Below are 20,420 nucleotides of genomic sequence, written 5' to 3' on the forward strand. Positions count from 1 at the left end.
GAGGACATCCGCGCCATGCAGCGCGCCATGGCGAAGCGCTGCCTCGATCACCAGCGGATGCGCCGAGCAGATCGAGGTGATCCCTCCCTTGCCGCCCGCCGCCCGCCGCGCCCCGATGGCCGCGAATCTCTTGGTCGCGCAGCTCATGCGCGTGTACCGGCCCTGGCGATGAAAGCCTCGGCATCGGCGAGCCGATGAATGCCTTCCATGGGTCCCTTCCGTGTTACGGCCAGCGCGCCGCAGGCGTTGGCGATGCGCAGCGCCTCGGCAGGCACGGCGCCGCGCAGCCAGAAGGATACGAAGGCGGCTCCGAAGCAGTCGCCGGCGCCAGTCGGGTCCACTTCCTCGACGGCGAATCCGGGCATTGCGACCGAGCGCTGGCGATCGTGATAGACGGCGCCGTCAGCGCCTCTCTTCAGCACGATGCAGGCTATGCCCCGACCAAGCAGCTCAGCGATCGCGCCCTGCTCGTCGCCCGCTGAAGAGAACAGGAGCAACTCGTTGCCGCTTGGCAGAAAGACGTCGGTCAGCGCCAGCACCTTGTCCAGCGCGGGGCGCATGCCGGAAACCTGCAGGATCTCGCGGCGGACGTTGGGGTCGAAGGACACTGTGCCGCCCCTGGCCTTCACGGCCGCGGTCGCGGCGAGCACAACGTCGGTCGCCTTGTCCGAGAACAGCGACGAGCCCATGACATGAAAGTGGTCGGCGTCGGCAAGCAAGTGTCTTGCGGCATCATCGATGGCCAGCAGGCCCGCCGCGCTGTTGCGGATGTTGAAGACGAAATGCCTGGAGGCGTCGGCTCTATAGGTGACGAAAGCGGTGCCAGTGGCGTGGCCTCCATGGATTGCGATCGCCGAAACGTCCGCGCCGAGCCGGCGCAGTCGGTCTATGTTCAGTTCGCCGAAATCGTCTCTGCCGACGGCCCCGATGAGCCCCGCTGGCTGGCCAAGCGCTGCCGCTTGGCCGATGAAGATCGCGGGCGCGCCGGATGGGAACGGCCCCACCAGTGGCCCGGGTTCGAGAAAGCTCTGGCCGATCCGATCCGCCATGATCTCGACGAGGATCTCGCCGGCGGAAACCAGCTTCTTCATCACGTCCTCCCGGCAGTTGCCGCGTGTGGCGTAACCTTGAAGCGGAATAAGTCGCGTCATTCTTTACGTCAATCAATAAATTTACGCACGTAATTATTTTCGTCAGCGAATTGAAACTTGAAGCGCTTCCTGTAAAGTTTTTGAACTTGCAGTCCCGGGTCGGCGCACCGTATGGAAGGCGCCGGGACGGCGCATGGACCAGGCAGGAAATCCGTGGCGCGAGGGCTTTGAATGTCGATGACGCACAAGACTATGGAGGATTTCGCCCGCTCCTGCGGCGTCTCCAGACCGACACTGTCGAAATTCTTCGACGATCCGACCAGCGTCAAGCCGGCAACGCGTAAGCGTATCGAGGATGCGTTGCGCTCGTCCGACTACCAGCCGAACCTCTTCGCGCGCAATCTCAACCGCAAACGCACCCGCAGCATCGGCATTGTCGTGCCGACGGTGACCGACCCCTTCTATTCAGAGATGGTCAGCCGCATCGAGCTCAGGCTGCGCGACGAAGGCTACTGGCCGGTCGTCATTTCCTCGCATGGCTCGACCGAACTCGAGATCGAAGCCACCCGAACCATCTTGTCGCTGAAGGTGTCCGGAGCGCTGATCGCGCCGCTGGGCAAACGATCCGATCAGAGAACCCTGGAAAGGCTCACGCAGACCATCCCGATTGTTTATTTCGACACTTTCCTGGAAGGTGACACGCCCTTCGTGGGCAACAACAACGCAAAAAGCGTCGCGACGATCGTGGATTATCTTTGCCGTTCCGGCGATGCCCCGGTCTATTTCGATATCCCGCACGTCAATCACAATTCGGCGGAACGATTGAGCAGCTATGTCGCCTCGATGCAGCGACTGGGGTTCGAGCCGATCGTCTTCGGCGACACCGACGACTATACTTGGGACTTCGAGCGCATCGGCTACGAGCAGACGGAGAAGCTGCTCGGCAATGGCGGCCTGCCGGGCAAGACCATCCTGTGCGCCAACGACCGCCTGGCCTTCGGCGTGATGGCGGCGGCTTTCTCGAAAGGGCTGAAGGTGGGCCGTAAGCCGGGTTGCGACCTGCGCATCGCAGCCCATGATGATCATCCACTCAGCCGCTATACCTGCCCAGCGCTCACCACCATGGCGCAGGATTTCGCCGCCATGGCCGGCCGCAGTGTCGAGACGCTGCTTGCAATGCTCGACGAGGATGCGGCCGCCGTGACGCCGAAGGTCAGCCTCGATGCAACGCTTGTAATGCGCCAATCGGCCTAGACCCCTTCAAATGCCGGATCGAAATTGCGCCAGGCCGCAACAGCAGCCTCGACCGCCTGACGCGACGCCGGACCATGGCGGCCCATCGAGACGAAGCCGTGGATCTGGCCCGGCCAGCGTTTGATCACGATCGGGACGCCGTCCATTTCGAGCCGCCTTGCATAGGCCTCGCCCTCGTCGGCGAGAATGTCGCGGCCTGCGATGGCGACAAAGGCGGGAGCGGCCCCGGCAAGGCTCTTGACCTTGAGCGGCGAGACGCGCCAGTCATTGATGTCGGCGGCGTCACGGACATAGTGGTCGCGGAACCAGGCCATGGTCCTGGCCGTGAGGCCAAAACCTTCGCCGAAGCGGCGATAGCTGTCCGCCTTTTGGGCGGCATCGGTGTTGGGATAGAACAAGAGCTGCGCGGTCAAAGGGCATGTGTCATTGCGGGCAAGCAGCGCCAGCACCGCGGCGAGGTTGCCGCCGGCGCTGTCGCCGGCGACGGCGATGCGGCCGGCGTTGATGCCAAGCCCACCGGGCATATCCTGCATGAAGGAGAGAACGGCACTGCAATCCTTGACCGCAGCCGGAAACTTGTGCTCCGGCGCCAGCCGGTAGTCCGGCGAAACGACAACACAGGCGGCGATGTTGGCGTACCAGCGGCAGATCTCGTCATGCGAATCGAGATTGCCGATCACCCAGCCGCCACCGTGCAGATAGAGCAGCGCCGGCGCGTCGGCCGCCGCAGCGCCCTGCCCGCGATAAACGCGAAGGTTGAGAGGGCCACCGGGCCCGGCAATGGTTTGTTCGCTCACCGAAGCGACCGGCTCGCGCTCGCCTTGCAGGCTCGGAAAGCCTTCCTCGTAGGCGCGTCGCGCCTGCTCGGGTGTGCCGGTCTCGAAGGGCGGCTCATGCGCCTGTCGGCCAAGGTCGAGGACCTTCCGCGCCTGCGGGTCGAGCGATAGGGGCGACGTCGGCATGGGACCGCCTCAGGCCAGCAGGCTCGCAGCCTCGTCCTCGCCAAGCAGCGGCGGCTGGTCGACAGTGCCGGCGATGGTGACCGAGTTGCGGCTCTCGCCCGAGGCGAGGATGGCCTCCATGATCTCCAGCACATGCAGCGCCAGCTCGCCGGACGCGCGCGGCTTTCTCTTCTGCGACAACGAACGCGCCAGGTCGGCGACACCGAGCATGCGGTAATTGGCGCGATCCGGCGCCGCATAAGGCCAGTTGCGCGCGCCATAGAGCTCGGTTTCGCTGGCGAAATCCGTCCACTCGGCACCACGCGCGGAAAGCGAGACCGTGCCGCCGAAAGTGTCGGGGTCGGGCAGCCTGAGCGACCCTTCGGTGCCGTGCAGTTCGATGGGGTGGTTGGAGTGCTTGAAGACATCCCAGGAGGCACCGAAAGTGACGGTGGCGCCGGAGCGGAATTCGAGCAGTGACAGGATGTTGGTCGGCGTGCCGACCCTGAAGCTGGTATTCTTGTAAGGGCCGTCGGCGGTGATCAGCCGCTCCTCCTGCCCGCGCGTGGCCATCGCCATGACACGGGTCACTGGACCGAGCAGGTTGACGAGCATCGTCAGATAGTACGGCCCCATGTCGAAGACCGGGCCGCCGCCTGGCTGGTAGTAGAATTGCGGGTTGGGATGCCAGTGCTCCATGCCGCGCCCCATCATGAAGGCGGTGCCGGTGACGGCGCGGCCGATCGCGCCCTCATCCATCAACCGGCGCGCGCGGCGCCCGGCGGCGCCGAGGAAGGTGTCGGGAGCCGAGCCCAGCAGCAATCCCCGTTTCGCCGCCTCCGCCACCAGCTTGCGGCCGTCGCTGGCCGAGGTGGCGAGCGGCTTTTCGGTGAAGACATGCTTTCCCGCCGAGAGCGCCGAAAACGAGATGTCGAAATGCGCCGCGGGAATGGTGAGGTTGAGGACGAGATCGACCTCCGGGTCGGCGAGCAACGCGTCGACGCCGAGCGCGCGAATGCCATATTCCTTCCCGCGCAAGACAGCCATCTCGGCGGAGATATCGGCGCAAGCGCGCAGTTCCACGCCGGCAAAAAGCGCCGCGTTGCGCAGATAGGTCATCGAGATGTTACCGCATCCGATGACGCCGATACCGAGCTTCGCTCCTGAATTTGCTTGCATTTCCCTTTCGACCTCCCAATCGGCGACACCCGAGACAAGCCGTCGCGATGGCGACGGACAATTTTCGTGACTCGCTATAGCGCATTTTAAATCTTGACGCGCGTAAAATTTTTATAGAGCATGTGAAAACGATGGCCGCATCGCGGGCCGCCGACTTTGTAAATCAAGAGATTAGGGAATTATGAGCCTAGGGACCAAAGTGCGCCTCGCGCGCCTCTTTTCGCATCCATCGGGGAATCTCTTTGGCGGCGCCGTCGACCACTTCGTCGGCTATGGCGACGTGCGCAAAGGCGGCCTTGCCGATCTGCCCGGCGCGCTGGCCCGCGTCATGGCGGGCAAGCCCGATTACGTCAGCATCCAGCCCGGCGCCGCGCGCCATCTGTGGCCGCAATATGCGGGCAAGGCTGCCCTGGTGATCCAGGCCGGCTGCTTCACGCCGGACGACCGTATCAGCGAATTGATCGCAACGCCCGAGGACGCGGTGCGCGCTGGCGCCGATGCCTTGGCCGTAGCCATTCCGGTGCGCGGCGCGACCGAAGGCAAATACATTCGCTGGCTGACTGATTCGGTGAATGCGGCGGCCCGCTACGGCATGCCGGTTGTGGCGCATATCTATCCGCGCGATTTCACCGACGGCGCAAAGATCGTCTTCACCCCCGACGAGATCGCCTATGCGGCGCGCATCGGCTACGAGTCCGGCGTCGACGTCATCAAGATCGGCTACACGGGCGACTTCGAGTCCTTCCGGGAAACCGTGCGAACCTGCCCGGTGCCGGTCGTCATCGCGGGTGGCCCGAAGACCGATACGCTCCTCGGCGCGCTCCAGCAGACGGCGGACGCCATCCGCGCCGGCGCGCGCGGCGCCGTGGTGGGCCGCAATCTCTGGGGGCACGGCGATCCTCAGAAGGCAGCACTTGCCTTTCGGGGCGTCATCCATGACGGGCTTTCGGCGCAAGAAGCGCTTGCGAAGGCGGGCGCCTGAACGATGAGCGCCGTCCCCTCGATCCTCGGCTTCGGCGCCATTGCGATCGACGACATCGTCTATGTCGATCAGCCGTTGTCGGCGGGCAAGGGGAAGGTTCTGCAAAGCACGCGCGCTTTCGGCGGCAATGTCGCGACGGCTCTTGCCGCCGTCGCGAGGCTCGGCGGAAGCGCCGGCTTCATCGGGTGGCTGGGCAGCGCCGATGACGATGCCGCCTTGTGCGACCTCATCGCCAGCGGCGTCGAAACCGCGTTCGCGCCACGCCACCCCGACGCGCGCCCGGTGCGCTCGCGCATCACCGTCGGCTCGGACGGGGACCGGTTCATCGCCTATGACGACGACGCGATGCTGGGCACCGCGCCGGACTTTCCGGACGAGATCCTCAGCCGCGCGAGCGTCCTGATCGTCGACAGCTACGCCGTACGGTCGCTGAATGTCGTGGCACGGGCTCGCGATCTCGGCCTCGCGGTCCTCGGCGATATCGAATGGAGCGCCGGCCCAGCCACGGACAGGCTGATGGCGCTCTGCGACCACCTCATTCTCCCGCTCGGTTTTGCGCGGACCGCCACGGGTCGCCGAGCGCCCGCCGAGATGCTTGATGCCTTGTGGTCGCCGTCGCGCTTCGCCGTGGTTCTGACCGATGGCGGCCGGGGCGTCTATTATCGAGGGCGCGAGGAGACGGCGCTCTGGCACCTGCCTCCGCACCGGGTTGCGATCGTCGATTCGACCGGTGCCGGTGACTGCTTCCACGGCGCCTATGCCCTTGCGTTGACGCGCGGCGCCGACACTGCGGGCCGGGTGGCATTCGCTGCCGCGGCGGCGGCGCTTTCGATAACCGGGCGTGGCGGACGCGAGGCGCTTCCGACCGACAACCAAGTCAAGGAATTGCTGGCATCGGCGAGCGCGCCATCGGCGGTCGAACTGAAATATGCGCAGCTCGATACCGGAACATAGGCTGAAAACCACCCGAGGAAATTTTCACAAGCAAAAAAGCCAAGGCGAAAAAGCAAAAATCATCGGCTTTGACTTGTGGAGGGAGGAACATGGCGGAAGTCATTCTTGAGAATATCTGCAAAACCTACGGGAACAGTTTTCGTGCGATCGACCGATTGAACCTGTCGATCGAGGATGGCGAGTTCCTGATCCTGGTTGGGCCGTCCGGCTGCGGCAAATCCACCGCCTTGCGGATGATCGCGGGATTGGAGGACATCACCAGCGGCAGCCTTCGCATCGGCGGCGTCGACGTCGTCGACATGCCGCCCAAGGACCGCGACATCGCGATGGTCTTCCAGAGCTACGCGCTCTACCCGCATATGACGGTGTTCGAAAACATCGCCTTCTCGATGCGGCTGGCGGGCAAGCCGAAGGCCGAGCGCAAGAAGCGCGTGGACGAGATCGCCAAGACCCTTCAGCTGACGTCGCTGCTGGACAGCAAGCCCGCCAACCTTTCCGGCGGACAGCGTCAGCGGGTCGCCATGGGCCGCGCCATGGTGCGCGAGCCCGCTGCCTTTCTCATGGACGAGCCGCTCTCCAATCTGGACGCGAAACTGCGCGTGCAGATGCGCGCCGAGATCACCAGCCTGCAGAAGCAGCTCGGCGTGACGACCATTTACGTCACCCACGATCAGACCGAAGCGATGACCATGGGCGACAGGGTCGCGGTGCTGAAAGGCGGCGTGCTGCAGCAGGTCGACACACCGAAGCGGCTCTATGAATCGCCGGTGAACGCCTTCGTGGCCGGCTTTATCGGCTCGCCTTCGATGAACCTTTTCGAAGCGACACTGACGGGCGACGAACTGACGGCCGGCACCTTTGCCATCCGGCTGCAGGACGCAGCCTTCGCGCGAAGGCCGAGCTTGAAGTCGTATGCGGGGCGCAAGATCGTGTTCGGGATCCGGCCGGAGCATCTCTATGACAGCAGCCTCGATTCCGGCCGCAAGTACCAGACGCTGCCGGCAAAGGTGACCTCGATCGAAGAGCTCGGGTCCGAACACATCGTCCATCTCAACATCGACGCGGTCCGGGTGGACTCAGGCGACCCGGACGCGGTGAAGGATTTCGGCCTGGCGTCGAACGCGGTGGCGAAATTCGAGCCGGAAAGTGCGGTCCGCTCCGGCTCGGAAATCCGGTTGGCCCTGGATGATACCAAGCTCCATTTCTTCGATCCCGAGACGCATGTGGCGATCTGAAGATTTGCGGCAAGGCCAGCAGGCGGGAGCGAGGCGCCTGCGAATGACGACTGCTGAATGACCAGACGATCTTCCGCATTGTGCGGCCGATCTCAAAGAAGGAGGAGAAAATGACGTTTCGGATAAAGCCCATAATGCTGAAGGTGGCCGCGGCCGCATGGTTGCTTGGCGCAACCAGCGCCATGGCGGACACGACCCTGGAATTCACGCAATGGTGGGAGCCCGAGCTGCCCGCTGGTTCCTTGCGCAAGATCATGGATGATTTCGAAGCCGCGAATCCCGGCATCAAGGTGACGCTGGTCAGCGGCCCCTATGCCGCCACGCGGGATCAGATCTCGGTCGGCGCGGCGACCGGAACGCTGAGCGACGTCGTCGGCCTCGATGGCGCCTGGGTGAACAATCTGAATGCGCAGAACGCGCTCGCCGACATGAACCCGATGATGGACGCCAGCAAGTTCGACAAGGCGCAAGTCGCGGACATTATCAAGGTGGACGGCAAGGCCGTGATGTTCCCGGTCGCTTCCTTCGTCTATCCGGTCTTCGTCAATCTGGACCTTGCCGCCCAAGCGGGCGTGACCAAGCTGCCATCGACCCGCGCGGAGTTCCTCGAAGCCGCCAAGAAGATGACCCATGCCGACAAGAACCAGTATGGCTGGGTGCTGCCGCTGTCGCTGCAGTCGCCGTCCGGCGTGCAGAACGACATGATGTCGTGGGTCTGGGCATCGGGTCAGTCGATGATGGCTGACGGCAAGCCCGCCCTCGACGGCAAGCCGGTGGTGGACATGCTTACCTTCGTCAAGTCGCTCAACGACGCAGGCACCATCTCGCCCGGCATCGCCACCAAGACCGAGCAGGAAAAGGTCGAGGAATTCGTCAACGACCGGGTCGGGATGATGGTCGACTCGCTTGCGCATGTGAATCTCATCCGCAAACGCAATCCCAAACTGAACTTCGACATCATCCCGGTCCCGGTCGTGGAGGGCTATACGGGCAAGCGCGGCCTTCCCTATGCCTCCTGGGGCATCGGCATCTCCGCCGGTTCGAAGCATCAGGAGGAGGCCTGGAAGCTCGTCCAATATCTGATGAGCGAGAAGGTCAACGCCAAGCTTGTATCACTGGCCAACGCTTTCCCGGGCAACGTCAACGCCAAGCCTGATTTCGTGACCTCGGACAAGGCTTTCGGCAAGGCTTTCGAAATCTTCAAGACCGGTTACCTCGCCAACGAGTTCACGGGTCTGCCGGTGGCGGAAGACCTGATGACCCAGTTCGACGTCGAAGCCCAGAAGATGCTGGCCGGCGAGCAGTCTCCGGAACAAGCGGCGGCCAACGCTCAAAAAGGATGGACGGCGAAATTCTGATCGGCCTGTTTACGATCTTCGACCGGGAGGCCTGGCTTCGGGCGGGCCTCTCGGCAGCAACGCACCGGCAACGCGAGTGTTCGCGAAGCTCACCTTCTCTCGAAGGTGTATTCAAGGTTGGCATATGACCCGGCAGAAGCGCTCCCGTCACAGACTTAAACGAACGGTCGCACCGTACCTCTATTTGTCGCCCTCGCTGGTGATTATCGGCCTGCTGATGCTGCTGCCGATGGTGGCGGTGATTTCGTATTCGTTCCAGAACAGCGCGGTGCTGCGCCGCGACCCGTCTTTCGCCGGACTGAAACACTACCAGGCGATCTTTGCCGATCCGGTGTTCTGGGCCTCGCTATGGCACACGCTCTACTTCACCTGCATGAGCGTCATTTTCCACATGACCATCGGCATGATCTTCGCGCTCATGCTGAACAGCGATCGCATCAATCCGACGCTGCGCAATATCCTGCGCGTGCTCTACATTCTGCCCTGGCTCTTCACCGCGGTGATCATCGCTGTGATCTGGCGCCTGCTGCTCGAGCCCAACGGTGTCGTCAACAGCATTCTGATGCAGTTGGGCATCATCGGTTCCAAGATCGAGTGGTTTTCCTCGCCCGAGACCGCGCTGCATGCCGTCACCTTCGCCAATATCTGGGCGGGCTACCCGCTCTTCATGGTCAGCCTGCTCGCAGGCCTGCAGGGCATTCCCAAGGATTTCTACGAGGCCGCCGATATCGACGGAGCGAAGGCCTACCAGAAGCTGATCTTCATCACCATCCCGCAGCTGATGCCGATTATCATCAGCATCTCGCTGCTCGACTTCATCTGGACGATGCAGGTCTTCCCGTTGATCTGGATCACGACGGGCGGCGGTCCGATCTACTCGACCGAGGTGCTCAGCACCTACACCTACAAGCTGGCGTTCTCGAGCTACAACCTGTCCCAGGCGTCGGCGAGCGCCGTGGTCATCCTGCTGATCTCGCTTGGCCTGACGCTGTTCTACATCCGTTATCAGAAGGCCCGGTAATCACCATGAGGAAAAGGCACACGACGAAGGACAGGCTGATCACCGTCGCGCTGCATGTCGCGCTTGCAGCGGGGCTGTTTTTCGCGGCCTTCCCGATCTACTGGATGCTCACCAGCTCGTTCAAGTCGAACACCGAGATCTTCGCCCTGCCGCCGACCATCCTGCCGAAAGCCTTCACGCTGGAAGCCTATGCGGCGATCCTTGGCGACCCGGTCAAGCTGCGCTTCTTCTTCAACAGCTACTTCGTGGCCTTCGCGGTGACTGTGCTGACGGTGCTGATCGCCCTGCTGGCGGCCTATGGGTTCAGCCGCTTCAATTTCCGAGGCAAGGGCAGCCTGAACACCCTCATCATCAGCACGCAGACCATCCCGCCGATCACGCTTCTGATCCCCTTCTTCGGGCTCGTCGTCTCGTATCGCATCTTCGACACCTATACCGCGCTGATCCTCACCTATCTGGTCTTCACCCTGCCCTACGCGATCCTTTTGATGACGGGCTATCTGAACACCTTGCCCCGCGATCTCGACGAAGCTGTCGCCGTCGACGGCGGCACCAGTTGGACAGCGCTCTGGCGGGTGATCGTGCCGATCTCGCTGCCCGGCATCGTGGCGACGTCGGTCTACACCTTCCTTCTGTGCTGGAACGAATTCCTCTTCGCGCTGACGCTGACGAAGTCGACGTCCATGCGCACCGTCCCGATCGGCATTCAGCTTTTGATGGGGCAGCACGCTTTCGAATGGAACCAGATGATGGCGATGAGCGTGCTCGGCTCGCTGCCGCTCTTGCTGATCTACCTCATTGCCCAGAGGTTCTTCCTCGCTGGCATGACCGCGGGCTCGGTCAAATAGACACGTCCCGCGGAGAACCAAGGATTGAAAGGATGAACGTGAAAGACCTCAAAGTCGGCTGCCAGACCTTCACCTGGGAAATGCTGGGAGACCGGTTCACCGGCGGCCCCGACGATCTCATCAAGGCGATCGCCGATGGCGGCTATGCCGGCATCGAGATCACCGACACGATGATCGGCCGCTATGCCGGCAAGCCGGCCGAATTCGCCGCCGCGCTGAAGGCGTCCGGCCTGACGCTCGTGTCCTTCGCCTTTGGTTCGAACAGCGGCTTCACGCTCAAAGAGAAGATCGGCGAGGACCTCGACACAGCCCAGCGCTGGATCGACTTCGCCGCCGCCTTTCCGGGCGCGCTGGTGTCGATGGGCTCGGCGACCATCGTGTCGGATGGGCCGCGCAAGGACAAGTTCGCGATTGCCGCGGAAGTCTACAACCGTGCCGGCGAGCTCGGCCGCAAGGCCGGCGTCCAGGTCGCGGTGCATCCGAGCTCGCACCATAACACGCTGCTGTTCGACCGTACCGACTATGACAGCATCTTTGGGTTGATCGACGCTTCGCTGGTCGGCTGGGTGCCGGACACGGGGCACATCTTGCGCGGCCACAAGGACATGGCCGACACGCTCACGACCTATCGCGACCGCATCCGCTACATGCATCTGAAAGATGTCGATGCGAACGGCACTTGGGCGATGCTCGGCAAGGGCGTCTGCGACACGGCAAAGGTGATCGAGATCGCAAGTGCTGCCCCCAACTTCAACGGCTGGCTGGTGCTTGAGGAAGAATCCGAGACCGCCGCCGCCGATCCAGCCGGCGCGGTCAAGACCAACCGCCAGACCATGCGCGGCTACGGAGCCTGACGATGATCGTCAAGAAAGACCGTCGCCTTCGTGTCGGTGTGCTCGGCTGCGGGCCGATCGCGCAGTTCGCGCATCTGGAATCCTGCGTGAAGGCAAGCAACGCCGACCTCTACGCGATCTGCGATGCGGCGCCCGATCTGCTGGCGCGGATGGGCGCCACCTACGAGCCGCGCAAGATGTATGGCGACTATGATGAGATGCTCGCCGATCCGGAGCTCGAGGCGGTGATTGTCGCCACATCGGACGCCTATCACGTGCCGATGTCGATCAAGGCGCTGGAAGCGGGCAAGCATGTGCTGTGCGAAAAGCCGATCGGTGTCTCGGTCGAGGAAGGCGAGAAGCTTGCCGAAGCGGTCAAACGCTCGGGCAAGGTGCTGCAGGTCGGGCACATGAAGCGCTTCGACCCGGCGCTGGAAGCGGCGCGCGATTTCGTGCGCGACGAGATGGGCGAGATCCTGGCGCTCAAGGCTTGGTATTGCGATTCCACCCATCGCTACACCAACACCGACGCGGTGCAGCCGCTGCCCATCACAAGCAAGCTGGCGAAGAAGCCGGGCGGCAATCCAAAGGCGGACCTGCGGCAGTATTTCATGCTGGCGCATGGCTCGCATCTCGTCGACACGGCGCGCTTCCTGTGTGGCGAGATCACCGCCGTTCGTGCCCGCCTCAACGAGCGCTTCGGCGCCTATTGCTGGTTCGTCGAGACCGAATTCGCCAATGGCGCGCTCGGCCATCTCGACCTCACCGTCGCCGTGCGCATGGACTGGCACGAAGGCTTCCAGCTCTATGGCCAGAACGGCTCGGTGATCGCGAAGACTTTCAATCCCTGGTATTTCCGCGCCAGCGAGGTCGACATCTTCCACGAGAAGGACGCGACATCGCGAAAACCGCTCGGCGCCGACGGCCATTTCTTCCGTCGCCAGTTGGAAGGCCTGGCCGACACGGTGCTCAACGGCGCGCCGCAACGCGGCGCCACGGTTGACGACGGGCTCGCCTCGATCCGCGCCATGGTGGCGATCGCCCGCTCGGTCGAGAGCGGCGAGCGCGTCGCGCTCGCCAGCGTGACGGGAGCGGTCTGATGCAGGTCGGCGTGTTCGCCAAGACTTTCCCGGGCAGCGAGCCGACCGGCGTGCTTGCCGCTGTCCGTGATGCGGGCTTCGCGGCCGCCCAGTTCAACCTCGCCTGCGCCGGCCTGCCCTTGATGCCGGACGTGGTTCCGGACGCGGCGATCGACGCCATCGGTGCCGCTGCCAGGGCGACCGGGATCGGTCTTGTCGCTCTCTCCGGCACCTACAACATGGCGCACCCGGACATCCGGATGCGAGAGGATGGACTGCGACGGCTGGCGGTCGTCATCGAAACAGCAGCCAGACTCTCGATCCCACTTGTCACGCTCTGCACCGGGACGCGCAACGTCGAGGACCAGTGGGCGCATCATCCCGACAATGCCGATCCCTCGGCCTGGGCCGACATGGCGCGTGAGATGGAAAAGGCTTTGCTGATCGCCGACCGTCATGGCGTCGATCTCGGCATCGAGCCGGAGCAGGCCAACATCGTCACGTCCGCGGACGACGCGGTGCGGCTGATCGGCGAGATGGGCTCGCAGCGGCTGCGCATCGTGCTCGATCCAGCCAATCTGTTCGAGCGAGCGAATGCCGAACAGGCACGCTTAATCGTTGCCCAAGCGGTCGAGCGCGCGGCTGGCCATGTCTCTCTGGCGCACGCCAAGGACCGCTTCGCCGATGGTCGCTTCGCCACGGCCGGACAGGGCGTCGTCGACTTCGCCGAGTTCATCGCCCGGCTGAAAGCCACAGGCTTCGACGGGCCGCTGGTGACGCATGGGCTATCGGCCGGGGAGGCGCCGGGCGTCGCGCGTTTCCTCAAGGAGCTGGTGTGATGGCGGGCCAGATTGCGCTTCTTCGCGACGGCGCGACGCTGCTCGGCACCGACACGGGCGAAGGCCCGGCGGTGGTGTTCCAGCACGGGCTCGGCGGCGGTGAGGCGCAGGTCGCGCAGACTTTTCCCACCGGCTTCCGCCGCATCACGCTGGAATGCCGCGGCCATGGCGGCTCCGGCCTCGGTGAACGGCGGCCGTTCTCGTTCGAAATGTTCGCCGACGATGTGCTTGCCGCCGCCGACCGGGCCGGCCTCGACCGCTTCGTTGCCGGCGGCGTTTCGATGGGAGCGGGAATTGCGCTTCGTCTCGCCTGCCGTCATCCGGAGCGCGTCGCCGGCCTGATCCTGGTGCGGCCGGCATGGACATTTTCGCCAGCGCCGCAGAACATGCAGCCGATCGCCGAGGTCGCCGAGCTCATCCTCGAACATGGCGCCGACGAGGCAAGGACGATCTTCCTACGATCGGACACTGCTGCACGGCTCTATCGCGAGGCGCCCGACAATCTCTCTTCGCTGCTTGGCTATTTCGACCGGCCCGACGCCAAAGCCTTCGCGCAGGTGCTTGCCGACATCGCCGGCGATGGACCCGGCGTTTCGGAACGCGACGCTGCCGCGCTCGACATTCCGGCGCTGGTCATCGGCAACGAAATCGATGCCGTGCACCCATTGTCGACTGCCTATGCACTGGCTGCGGCAATACCCGGCGCGACCTTCACGAAAGTAACGCCCAAGGCGCGCGACAGCGCGAAGCATTTCGCCGAGCTGCACGAGCAGATCAGCTTCTTTCTTCACTCCCACTCGAAAGCCCGGAGCCTCATTCCGTCATGATCGCCAAACCTCTCTCCGGTCCCGCGGCCATAGCCGCATTGCCGCGCAACCGGCTCATCGGCGAATTCTCGCTGTGGTCGGCGGATCTCGCCAACATGGAGCGCGACCTGAAGCGGATCGAAGCCCATGCCGACCTGCACCACATCGATGTGGCGGACGCCCGCTTCACGCCCGGCTTCCTGTTCTTCCCGGATCTGGTGGCGCGCATCGCCAGGCTGACGGCCAAACCGATCCACGTGCACCTGATGGTCGAGGCGGAAATTGTCGAGGCGCAGACGCGCCAGTTCATCGAGGCCGGCGCCGACCTCGTCACCATCCACGCCGAAAACGGCGAGGCCGGGTTGCGCGCGGTCAAGCTGGCGCATGAGCTCGGCGCCGAGGCGGGCGTGGTGCTAAGGCTCGAAACACCGGTCGGCGCGATCGAGCCGTTCCTGCCTGACGTCGCCTTCGTGACGCTGCTCGGCACCTCGATCGGCGTCAAGGGACAAAGCCTGTCCGAAAAAGCCTGCCCGCGACTGATCGAGGCACGCGCGCTGATGCGACAGGCCGGCCGCGAGGCCGACATCATTTTGGCAGCCGATGGCGGCATTCGCCATGAGACGGTGCCGCTGCTGCGCGCCGCAGGCGCCGACACTGTGGTGCTCGGCTCGCTCGCCTTTGGCGATCCCGACCTCGCGCGGCGCATGGCCTGGCTGCACGGACTGAAGGCCGCCGCCTGATGAGCACGCTTGCGCTTGCCTTTGACCTCGGCGGCACGGAGCTGCGCGGCGCGCTGATCGGGCGCGGCGGCGAGGTTGTGGCGCGCGTTTCGGAACCGACGATGGCTGAAGCGGGATCGGAGACGGTCATCGGCCGGATCATCGCGCTCGCCAAAAAACTGCTGGACGACCACCCGCAGGCCAAAGTGATCGGCATCGGCGCCTGCGCGCCTGGTCCTCTCGACCCCAAGGCAGGCATCGTCATCGGACCGCCGACGCTCTCCGGCTGGCACAACGTGCCGATGATCGACATTTTGAGCCGGCAGTTCGGCCTGCCGGTGCGGCTGGAGAACGATGCCAACGCGGCAGCGCTCGGCGAATGGCGCTTCGGCGCCGGACGCGGCGCCGGCTCGCTGGTCTTCGTCACCGTGTCGACCGGCATCGGCGGCGGCGTGATCGCCGACGGCCACATCTACCACGGCAGGCGCGGCCTGGCGGCCGAAATCGGCCACATGACGATCACCGGAGAAAGCGATCGCTGCTTCTGCGGCAATATCGGCTGCTTCGAGGCCGTCGCTTCGGGCACCGCTCTCGGGCGCCGGGCGACGCGGCTCACCGCGCCTGGCGACGGATCGGTGCTGAGACGTCTTTCCAATGACCGCGATGTCTCGGCCCGGCATGTCATCGAAGCCGCGCGGACAGGGGACGCGGCAGCGCGCGATCTGGTCGAGGCCGAGGCGAAATGGCTCGGCATCGGCTTTACCAACCTTCTGCATCTCTATTCGCCCGAGGTGATCGTCATGGGCGGCGGACTCGCGAACGGCTTCGACCTGCTGGCGCCGGGGATCAGGGCAACGATCGAGGAGCGCGCCATGCAGGCCTATCGCGACGTACCGATCGTGCCGGCCGAGCTCGGCGACCGCGCCGGGCTGGTGGGTGCGGCAAGCCTGATCCTGTGGGAAGGTGAGCCGGGCACCGCGTTGGCCATGGTGCAGAACGACTAAACCGGGGCGCGCCGGAGAAGCCCGGCGCGCCCCGGGGGCGGTAAGTTCGGCCGAAGCTGGAGTTGCGCAGGGCGTGCAAATCTATCAATCGGCGAAGATCATCGAAGGGCGCCTTCCCCATATCTCAGGCCATAAAAATGCACGGCATTCCATTTTAATTCTTGACGTACGTAAAATTTTTTCCAAACATGCGATAACGCTGATGAGATATCGTCAGCGCTCTGGGAGGAGCAACGCCTGACATGAAAGAAACCCGATCCGGGCGCCTTGTGCGCGCACCAGCTTGTCTTTCCAACGCAAGCGCCGGGCTCGCGTGTGTTTCGTCAGCCATGCCGTTCGCAGAACAACGAGCCGACAATCAGAAATCCGGAGGAGGAAGATATATGCGCATGTTCAATTGCCTGGCGCTCGGCGCTGGGCTGCTTGCCACGCCGCTTGCCGTGCCCGCGCACGCCGAGGACGCCAAGGTCGCGGCGATCGTCAAAGGCCTCGACAATCCGTTCTTCCAGACCATGCAGAAGGGCATCGAGGAACAGGCCAAGGCCGACGGCGTTGGTGTCACCGTGCAGGCCGCCGCCAATATGGGCGATGCGACGGGGCAGGCCGACAAGCTGACAGCCATGGCCCTGCAGGATTACGATTGCTATCTGGTCAATCCGATCAGCGTCTCCAACCTAGTGCAGGCGCTTGTGCCGGTCGCCCAGAAGAAGAAGCCGATCGTCAACATCGACTCGACGATCGACGCCGATCAGGCCAAGGCCGCGGGCTTCGCCGTCTCGACTTATATCGGCACCGACAACGTCGCCGCCGGCGCGCTGGCTGGCGAGGAGATGCTGAAGCTGGTGCCGAAAGGGTCGAAGGTGGCGCTGATTGCCGGTATCGTCGGCGACGTCGGCTCGAACGCCCGCACCAAGGGCTTCAAGCAGGCGGTCGAGGGTAAGCTGGAAGTGGTGGTTATGGTGAGCGCCGATTGGGATCGCGAGAAGGCGCTGACTGCTGCCACCGATATCCTGGCCGCCCACCCTGACCTCGCCGGCTTCTTCGCCGCCAACGACATCATGGCGCTCGGCGTCGAGCGGGCCGTGCAGACGTCCGGCAAGGACGTCAAGGTGATCGGCCTCGACGGCATTGTCGACGCGCTGAAATCGGTCGCCGCCGGCGAACTCACGGCCACCGTCGCGCAATACCCCTATGTGGTTGGCGCGATGGGCGTCGAGGCGTGCAAGCTTGCCGCCATGGGAAAGGAACTTCCCGCCAACGTGCCTGCGCCGGTGCTCCTCATCAACAAGGACAATGCGGAAGCCTCGCTGAAGAACTTCCCGCGTCCAGGCGGCGACTATCCGGATCCCTTGCGTGAGATGCTGAAGTGAGCGTTCCAGCCGACAACGCGCCCGCCTCCCGACAGGCGGGCGTCCGCGAGGAGAGCCGCCCCTCCCTGGCGGCTCTCCTCATCGATCCTTCCTTCTGGGCCGACTGGGCATCCGTCGTCGGCCTGGTCGGTCTCGTCATCCTGTTTGGCGTCACCTCGCCAGTCTTCCTCAGCGTTGCCAACATGCAGGCGATGCTGCTTGCCGCCGCGATCCTGGTGGTGCTGTCGATCGGCCAGACCTTCGTTGTCGCCACGTCCGGCATTGACCTCTCGCTTGCAGCCTCCGTCATGCTCGGCGCGGTCATCCTCGGCTTGGTCCATGCGGCGGGCCTCGGCATCTTCGCCGCCTGCGCGCTCGCGGTGCTCGCCACCAGCGCCATAGGCTTCATGAACGGCGTGCTGATCACCGCCGGGCGGATTCCCGATTTCGTGGTGACGCTCGGCACGCTCTCCGGCATCACTGGTCTTGGCCTCATCCTGTCGGGCGGCGAGCCGACCATGGTGGGCTCGACGTTCCTGCTCAAGCTCGCGTCAGGCTATCTCGGGCCGTTCGGCTATCCGGTCTGGGTGGCGATCGCGGCAGTCCTTGTCGCGCATGTTGCGCTCTACCACACGCGGTTCGGCGTGCATCTGCTTGCCACCGGCGGCCAGGCCGAGAGCGCCAGCGCGCTCGGCATTCGCACGAACCGGGTCAAGATCGCCGCCTATACGATCTCCGGCTTCTGCGCCGGCATCGCGTCGATCCTTCTGGTGGCGCGCATCGGCTCGGCCGAGCCGCAGATCAACACGAGCCTGCTCCTGAACTCCGTGGCGGCCGTGGTGTTGGGTGGCGTCAGCCTGTTTGGCGGCCGCGCCAGCATTCTGGGACCGGCCATCGGCGCGCTGATGCTGACGGCCCTCGTCAACGGGCTGACGCTGCTCAGCGTCTCGGCCTTCTATCAACCACTTGCCGTGGGCGTGATCGTGGTCCTGGCGGCGCTGATCATGCGATATCAGAAATGAGCACCGTCAATCACATCGCGCCTTCCGAGGCGATCCTCGCCTGCCAGGGACTGAGCAAGCATTTCGGCGGCATCCGCGCCTTCACCGATGTCGGGTTTCAAGCCCGGCGAGGTGAGGTCACCGCGGTGATCGGCGACAACGGCGCCGGCAAGTCGACGCTCATCCGCTGTCTGGTCGGCGTGCATATCCCCGACGGCGGCACGATCTATTTCGACGGCCGCCAGCACCCGTTCTCCAATCCGGACGAGGCGCGCAAATCGGGCATCGAGACAGTGCACCAGAACCTGGCGCTGATCGACGAATTGACGGTGACGCAGAACCTTTTCCTCAACCGTGAGATCGTGCGCCGCATCGGCCCGTTCGCCCTGCTCGACCGCAAGGCGATGAAAGACCAGGCGCGCGCCATGCTGTCGCGGCTGTCGATCAACGTGCCGTCCGTGACCCAGCGCGTCCGGCGTCTCTCGGGCGGTCAGAGGCAGGCGATCTCGATCTGCCGCGCCGCGGGGTCCGGCGCCAAGCTGGTGGTTATGGACGAGCCGACGGCGGCGCTTGGCGTGCAGGAAACGGCAAATGTCGAGGCCCTTATCCGCAAGCTGCGCGAGCAGGGCGTAAGCGTCATCCTGATCAGCCACAATTTCGATCAGGTGCGACGGCTCTCCGACCAGATCTGGGTGATGCGCGCCGGCAAGATGGTGGCGACGGTGCGCTCGTCCGAAACCACCGGCAACGAGCTCGTGGCGCTGGTGACCGGCGCGGCGTGACGGCCGCGCCGCGCATGGAATTTGAAACAAACTAGCGAAGGAGTTTGCCGTGGCGCTGATCCGTGTCGGGCTCGTGGGTCTTGGAGAGGTCGCGCAATCGATCCATCTGCCGGTGCTGGTCGACCAGCGCGACCGCTGGGTCATCGCCGGCGCCCATGACGTATCACCGAGCCTGGTGAAACTCATCACCTCGCAATACCCAACCGCCAAGGCCTATGAAAGCGCCGAGGCGCTGATCAATTCGCCGGACATCGACACGGTCTTCGTGCTCTCATCGGACGACACGCACAGCCGCTTCGTCCGCGCCGCGATTGCAGCCAACAAGCATGTCCTGCTCGAAAAGCCCGCCTGTCTGACGGTGCGCGAGATCGACGAGCTGATGGCGCTGAGCAAGGACTACGAAAGGACGATCTTCGTCGGCTACATGCGCCGCTACGCGCCGGCCTATCTGGCGGCGCGAGACGAGTTGCCGACGCACGAAGACATCACCCATGTGCGCATTTTCGATCTGATCTCCGAGGGTCGGCATTTCCTGAAGAAGAGCCAGAATATCCTCTATCCGCGGGACATCGATCCGGCGATTCTTGAGCGCGGCGCAAAGGAACGGGACACGCTTATCCGCGAGGTGGTCGGAAAAGACGCCTCGGCCGAGCTCGTGCGCGCCTATCGCGGCCTGACCGCGCTCTCCTCGCACCACATTTCAGCCATGCGCGGCTTGATTGGCGAGCCGCGGCGCGTGGTGGCGGCGCACCGCACCAATGGCGGCGCCAACACCAGCGTCACCTTCGACTATGGCCACTTCGCCTGCCTCTATGACGCGGTGGTCGACGATCTCGGCCTGTTCGAAGCCATGATCGAAGTGCGCTCCAACACCAAACGGGTACGGATCATCTACGACACGCCCTATATCCGCAGCCTGCCGACGCGCCTGGAGGTGACGGAGGCCGGGCCGCTCGGCCCAGTGACGAAGGCCTTCGGACCGCTCTATGGCGATGCCTTCTCCAACGAGCTGGAGACATTCCACCGCCATATCATGGAGGGCACCAAGCCGGTCACCGATCTTGCGGACTCACGACGCGACCTTGCGCTGATGGCCGAGATCATCGCGCGGATGAGAGAGAGCGGCGGAAGATAAGGTCGCCGGC

The 20,420-nt window shown here is 64.2% G+C and carries 21 protein-coding genes; 17 read left to right on the plus strand and 4 right to left on the minus strand.

Annotated features, from left to right (window positions below; translation table 11 throughout):
* Nucleotides 1–147: class II D-tagatose-bisphosphate aldolase, non-catalytic subunit (locus tag E5X34_RS05580; RefSeq protein WP_292562377.1), on the minus strand; the 147-nt coding region annotated here is incomplete at its 3' end.
* Complete coding sequence (locus E5X34_RS05585) at nucleotides 144–1,091, minus strand: sugar kinase (RefSeq protein WP_292562079.1); 948 nt, start codon at nucleotides 1,089–1,091, stop codon at nucleotides 144–146. The genes E5X34_RS05585 and E5X34_RS05580, both read right to left, overlap by 4 nt.
* A 231-nt stretch (nucleotides 1,092–1,322) precedes the next feature.
* Here E5X34_RS05585 and E5X34_RS05590 point away from each other — a divergent pair, with 231 nt between their 5' ends.
* The gene (locus E5X34_RS05590; protein ID WP_292562081.1) at nucleotides 1,323–2,345 is read left to right on the plus strand and encodes a LacI family DNA-binding transcriptional regulator; all 1,023 of its coding nucleotides are present in this window, start codon (nucleotides 1,323–1,325) and stop codon (nucleotides 2,343–2,345) included.
* Here the strand turns inward: E5X34_RS05590 and E5X34_RS05595 are convergent.
* Both E5X34_RS05595 and E5X34_RS05600 read right to left on the minus strand, forming a co-directional pair.
* Nucleotides 2,342–3,307 carry an alpha/beta hydrolase gene (locus E5X34_RS05595; protein ID WP_292562083.1) on the minus strand — a complete coding sequence of 322 codons (966 nt, stop codon included), beginning with the start codon at nucleotides 3,305–3,307 and terminating at the stop codon, nucleotides 2,342–2,344. The two genes, E5X34_RS05590 and E5X34_RS05595, sit on opposite strands and share 4 nt — an antisense overlap.
* Before the next feature lie 9 nt (nucleotides 3,308–3,316).
* Nucleotides 3,317–4,465 (minus strand): Gfo/Idh/MocA family oxidoreductase, encoded by a 1,149-nt coding sequence (locus E5X34_RS05600; protein WP_292562084.1) that lies wholly within the window; start codon nucleotides 4,463–4,465, stop codon nucleotides 3,317–3,319.
* Nucleotides 4,466–4,646: 181 nt separating this feature from the next.
* Here E5X34_RS05600 and E5X34_RS05605 point away from each other — a divergent pair, with 181 nt between their 5' ends.
* The 16 genes from E5X34_RS05605 to E5X34_RS05680 all read left to right on the plus strand — a co-directional run bounded on the left by E5X34_RS05605 (nucleotide 4,647) and on the right by E5X34_RS05680 (nucleotide 20,410).
* Nucleotides 4,647–5,447, plus strand: a complete 801-nt coding sequence (locus E5X34_RS05605) for a class I fructose-bisphosphate aldolase (RefSeq protein WP_127878249.1) — start codon at nucleotides 4,647–4,649, stop codon at nucleotides 5,445–5,447.
* A 3-nt stretch (nucleotides 5,448–5,450) separates the two neighbouring features.
* Nucleotides 5,451–6,401 (plus strand): PfkB family carbohydrate kinase, encoded by a 951-nt coding sequence (locus E5X34_RS05610; RefSeq protein ID WP_292562087.1) that lies wholly within the window; start codon nucleotides 5,451–5,453, stop codon nucleotides 6,399–6,401.
* Between the two features lie 89 nt (nucleotides 6,402–6,490).
* The gene (locus tag E5X34_RS05615) at nucleotides 6,491–7,636 is read left to right on the plus strand and encodes an ABC transporter ATP-binding protein (protein ID WP_292562089.1); all 1,146 of its coding nucleotides are present in this window, start codon (nucleotides 6,491–6,493) and stop codon (nucleotides 7,634–7,636) included.
* A 110-nt stretch (nucleotides 7,637–7,746) separates the two neighbouring features.
* On the plus strand, nucleotides 7,747–8,994 hold the full coding sequence (locus E5X34_RS05620; protein ID WP_292562090.1) for a sugar ABC transporter substrate-binding protein: 1,248 nt from the start codon (nucleotides 7,747–7,749) through the stop codon (nucleotides 8,992–8,994).
* Between the two features lie 124 nt (nucleotides 8,995–9,118).
* Nucleotides 9,119–10,015 carry a sugar ABC transporter permease gene (locus E5X34_RS05625; protein WP_292562092.1) on the plus strand — a complete coding sequence of 299 codons (897 nt, stop codon included), beginning with the start codon at nucleotides 9,119–9,121 and terminating at the stop codon, nucleotides 10,013–10,015.
* Nucleotides 10,016–10,020: 5 nt separating this feature from the next.
* Nucleotides 10,021–10,863 (plus strand): carbohydrate ABC transporter permease, encoded by an 843-nt coding sequence (locus E5X34_RS05630; RefSeq protein WP_292562094.1) that lies wholly within the window; start codon nucleotides 10,021–10,023, stop codon nucleotides 10,861–10,863.
* A 32-nt stretch (nucleotides 10,864–10,895) separates the two neighbouring features.
* Entirely contained in the window at nucleotides 10,896–11,717 is an 822-nt protein-coding gene (locus E5X34_RS05635) for a sugar phosphate isomerase/epimerase (RefSeq protein WP_292562096.1), read from the plus strand.
* A 2-nt stretch (nucleotides 11,718–11,719) separates the two neighbouring features.
* Nucleotides 11,720–12,796 carry a Gfo/Idh/MocA family oxidoreductase gene (locus E5X34_RS05640; protein ID WP_292562098.1) on the plus strand — a complete coding sequence of 359 codons (1,077 nt, stop codon included), beginning with the start codon at nucleotides 11,720–11,722 and terminating at the stop codon, nucleotides 12,794–12,796.
* The gene (locus tag E5X34_RS05645; RefSeq protein WP_292562100.1) at nucleotides 12,796–13,614 is read left to right on the plus strand and encodes a sugar phosphate isomerase/epimerase family protein; all 819 of its coding nucleotides are present in this window, start codon (nucleotides 12,796–12,798) and stop codon (nucleotides 13,612–13,614) included. The genes E5X34_RS05640 and E5X34_RS05645 overlap by 1 nt, the downstream gene beginning before the upstream one ends.
* Nucleotides 13,614–14,441, plus strand: coding sequence for an alpha/beta hydrolase (locus E5X34_RS05650; protein ID WP_292562103.1), 828 nt, complete (start codon nucleotides 13,614–13,616; stop codon nucleotides 14,439–14,441). The genes E5X34_RS05645 and E5X34_RS05650 overlap by 1 nt, the downstream gene beginning before the upstream one ends.
* On the plus strand, nucleotides 14,438–15,160 hold the full coding sequence (locus E5X34_RS05655; protein ID WP_292562104.1) for a ribulose-phosphate 3-epimerase: 723 nt from the start codon (nucleotides 14,438–14,440) through the stop codon (nucleotides 15,158–15,160). Before E5X34_RS05650 ends, E5X34_RS05655 begins: the two co-directional genes overlap by 4 nt.
* Nucleotides 15,160–16,143, plus strand: coding sequence for an ROK family protein (locus E5X34_RS05660; RefSeq protein ID WP_292562106.1), 984 nt, complete (start codon nucleotides 15,160–15,162; stop codon nucleotides 16,141–16,143). The genes E5X34_RS05655 and E5X34_RS05660 overlap by 1 nt, the downstream gene beginning before the upstream one ends.
* Nucleotides 16,144–16,526: 383 nt before the next feature.
* The gene (locus E5X34_RS05665; RefSeq protein ID WP_292562108.1) at nucleotides 16,527–17,513 is read left to right on the plus strand and encodes a substrate-binding domain-containing protein; all 987 of its coding nucleotides are present in this window, start codon (nucleotides 16,527–16,529) and stop codon (nucleotides 17,511–17,513) included.
* Nucleotides 17,510–18,514, plus strand: coding sequence for an ABC transporter permease (locus E5X34_RS05670; RefSeq protein ID WP_292516464.1), 1,005 nt, complete (start codon nucleotides 17,510–17,512; stop codon nucleotides 18,512–18,514). Before E5X34_RS05665 ends, E5X34_RS05670 begins: the two co-directional genes overlap by 4 nt.
* Nucleotides 18,511–19,275, plus strand: a complete 765-nt coding sequence (locus tag E5X34_RS05675) for an ATP-binding cassette domain-containing protein (protein WP_292562111.1) — start codon at nucleotides 18,511–18,513, stop codon at nucleotides 19,273–19,275. Before E5X34_RS05670 ends, E5X34_RS05675 begins: the two co-directional genes overlap by 4 nt.
* 49 nt (nucleotides 19,276–19,324) lie before the next feature.
* A complete protein-coding gene (locus E5X34_RS05680; RefSeq protein ID WP_292562113.1) occupies nucleotides 19,325–20,410 on the plus strand; it encodes a Gfo/Idh/MocA family oxidoreductase in 1,086 nt (361 codons plus the stop codon).
* The last annotated feature ends 10 nt before the right edge of the window (nucleotides 20,411–20,420 follow it).

Origin of the sequence: Mesorhizobium sp. (assembly GCF_004963255.1) — a bacterium.
GTDB lineage: Bacteria > Pseudomonadota > Alphaproteobacteria > Rhizobiales > Rhizobiaceae > Mesorhizobium.

Bases quoted from the DNA above. Each gene is read 5' to 3' on its own strand.
- E5X34_RS05620 (WP_292562090.1), top strand. From the start codon at position 7,747: ATGACGTTTCGGATAAAGCCCATAATGCTGAAGGTGGCCGCGGCCGCA.
- E5X34_RS05645 (WP_292562100.1), top strand. From the start codon at position 12,796: ATGCAGGTCGGCGTGTTCGCCAAGACTTTCCCGGGCAGCGAGCCGACC.
- E5X34_RS05615 (WP_292562089.1), top strand. From the start codon at position 6,491: ATGGCGGAAGTCATTCTTGAGAATATCTGCAAAACCTACGGGAACAGT.
- E5X34_RS05660 (WP_292562106.1), top strand. From the start codon at position 15,160: ATGAGCACGCTTGCGCTTGCCTTTGACCTCGGCGGCACGGAGCTGCGC.
- E5X34_RS05605 (WP_127878249.1), top strand. From the start codon at position 4,647: ATGAGCCTAGGGACCAAAGTGCGCCTCGCGCGCCTCTTTTCGCATCCA.
- E5X34_RS05585 (WP_292562079.1), bottom strand. From the start codon at position 1,091: ATGAAGAAGCTGGTTTCCGCCGGCGAGATCCTCGTCGAGATCATGGCG.
- E5X34_RS05655 (WP_292562104.1), top strand. From the start codon at position 14,438: ATGATCGCCAAACCTCTCTCCGGTCCCGCGGCCATAGCCGCATTGCCG.
- E5X34_RS05600 (WP_292562084.1), bottom strand. From the start codon at position 4,465: ATGCAAGCAAATTCAGGAGCGAAGCTCGGTATCGGCGTCATCGGATGC.
- E5X34_RS05635 (WP_292562096.1), top strand. From the start codon at position 10,896: ATGAACGTGAAAGACCTCAAAGTCGGCTGCCAGACCTTCACCTGGGAA.
- E5X34_RS05665 (WP_292562108.1), top strand. From the start codon at position 16,527: ATGCGCATGTTCAATTGCCTGGCGCTCGGCGCTGGGCTGCTTGCCACG.
- E5X34_RS05650 (WP_292562103.1), top strand. From the start codon at position 13,614: ATGGCGGGCCAGATTGCGCTTCTTCGCGACGGCGCGACGCTGCTCGGC.
- E5X34_RS05590 (WP_292562081.1), top strand. From the start codon at position 1,323: ATGTCGATGACGCACAAGACTATGGAGGATTTCGCCCGCTCCTGCGGC.
- E5X34_RS05640 (WP_292562098.1), top strand. From the start codon at position 11,720: ATGATCGTCAAGAAAGACCGTCGCCTTCGTGTCGGTGTGCTCGGCTGC.
- E5X34_RS05610 (WP_292562087.1), top strand. From the start codon at position 5,451: ATGAGCGCCGTCCCCTCGATCCTCGGCTTCGGCGCCATTGCGATCGAC.
- E5X34_RS05595 (WP_292562083.1), bottom strand. From the start codon at position 3,307: ATGCCGACGTCGCCCCTATCGCTCGACCCGCAGGCGCGGAAGGTCCTC.
- E5X34_RS05630 (WP_292562094.1), top strand. From the start codon at position 10,021: ATGAGGAAAAGGCACACGACGAAGGACAGGCTGATCACCGTCGCGCTG.
- E5X34_RS05625 (WP_292562092.1), top strand. From the start codon at position 9,119: ATGACCCGGCAGAAGCGCTCCCGTCACAGACTTAAACGAACGGTCGCA.
- E5X34_RS05675 (WP_292562111.1), top strand. From the start codon at position 18,511: ATGAGCACCGTCAATCACATCGCGCCTTCCGAGGCGATCCTCGCCTGC.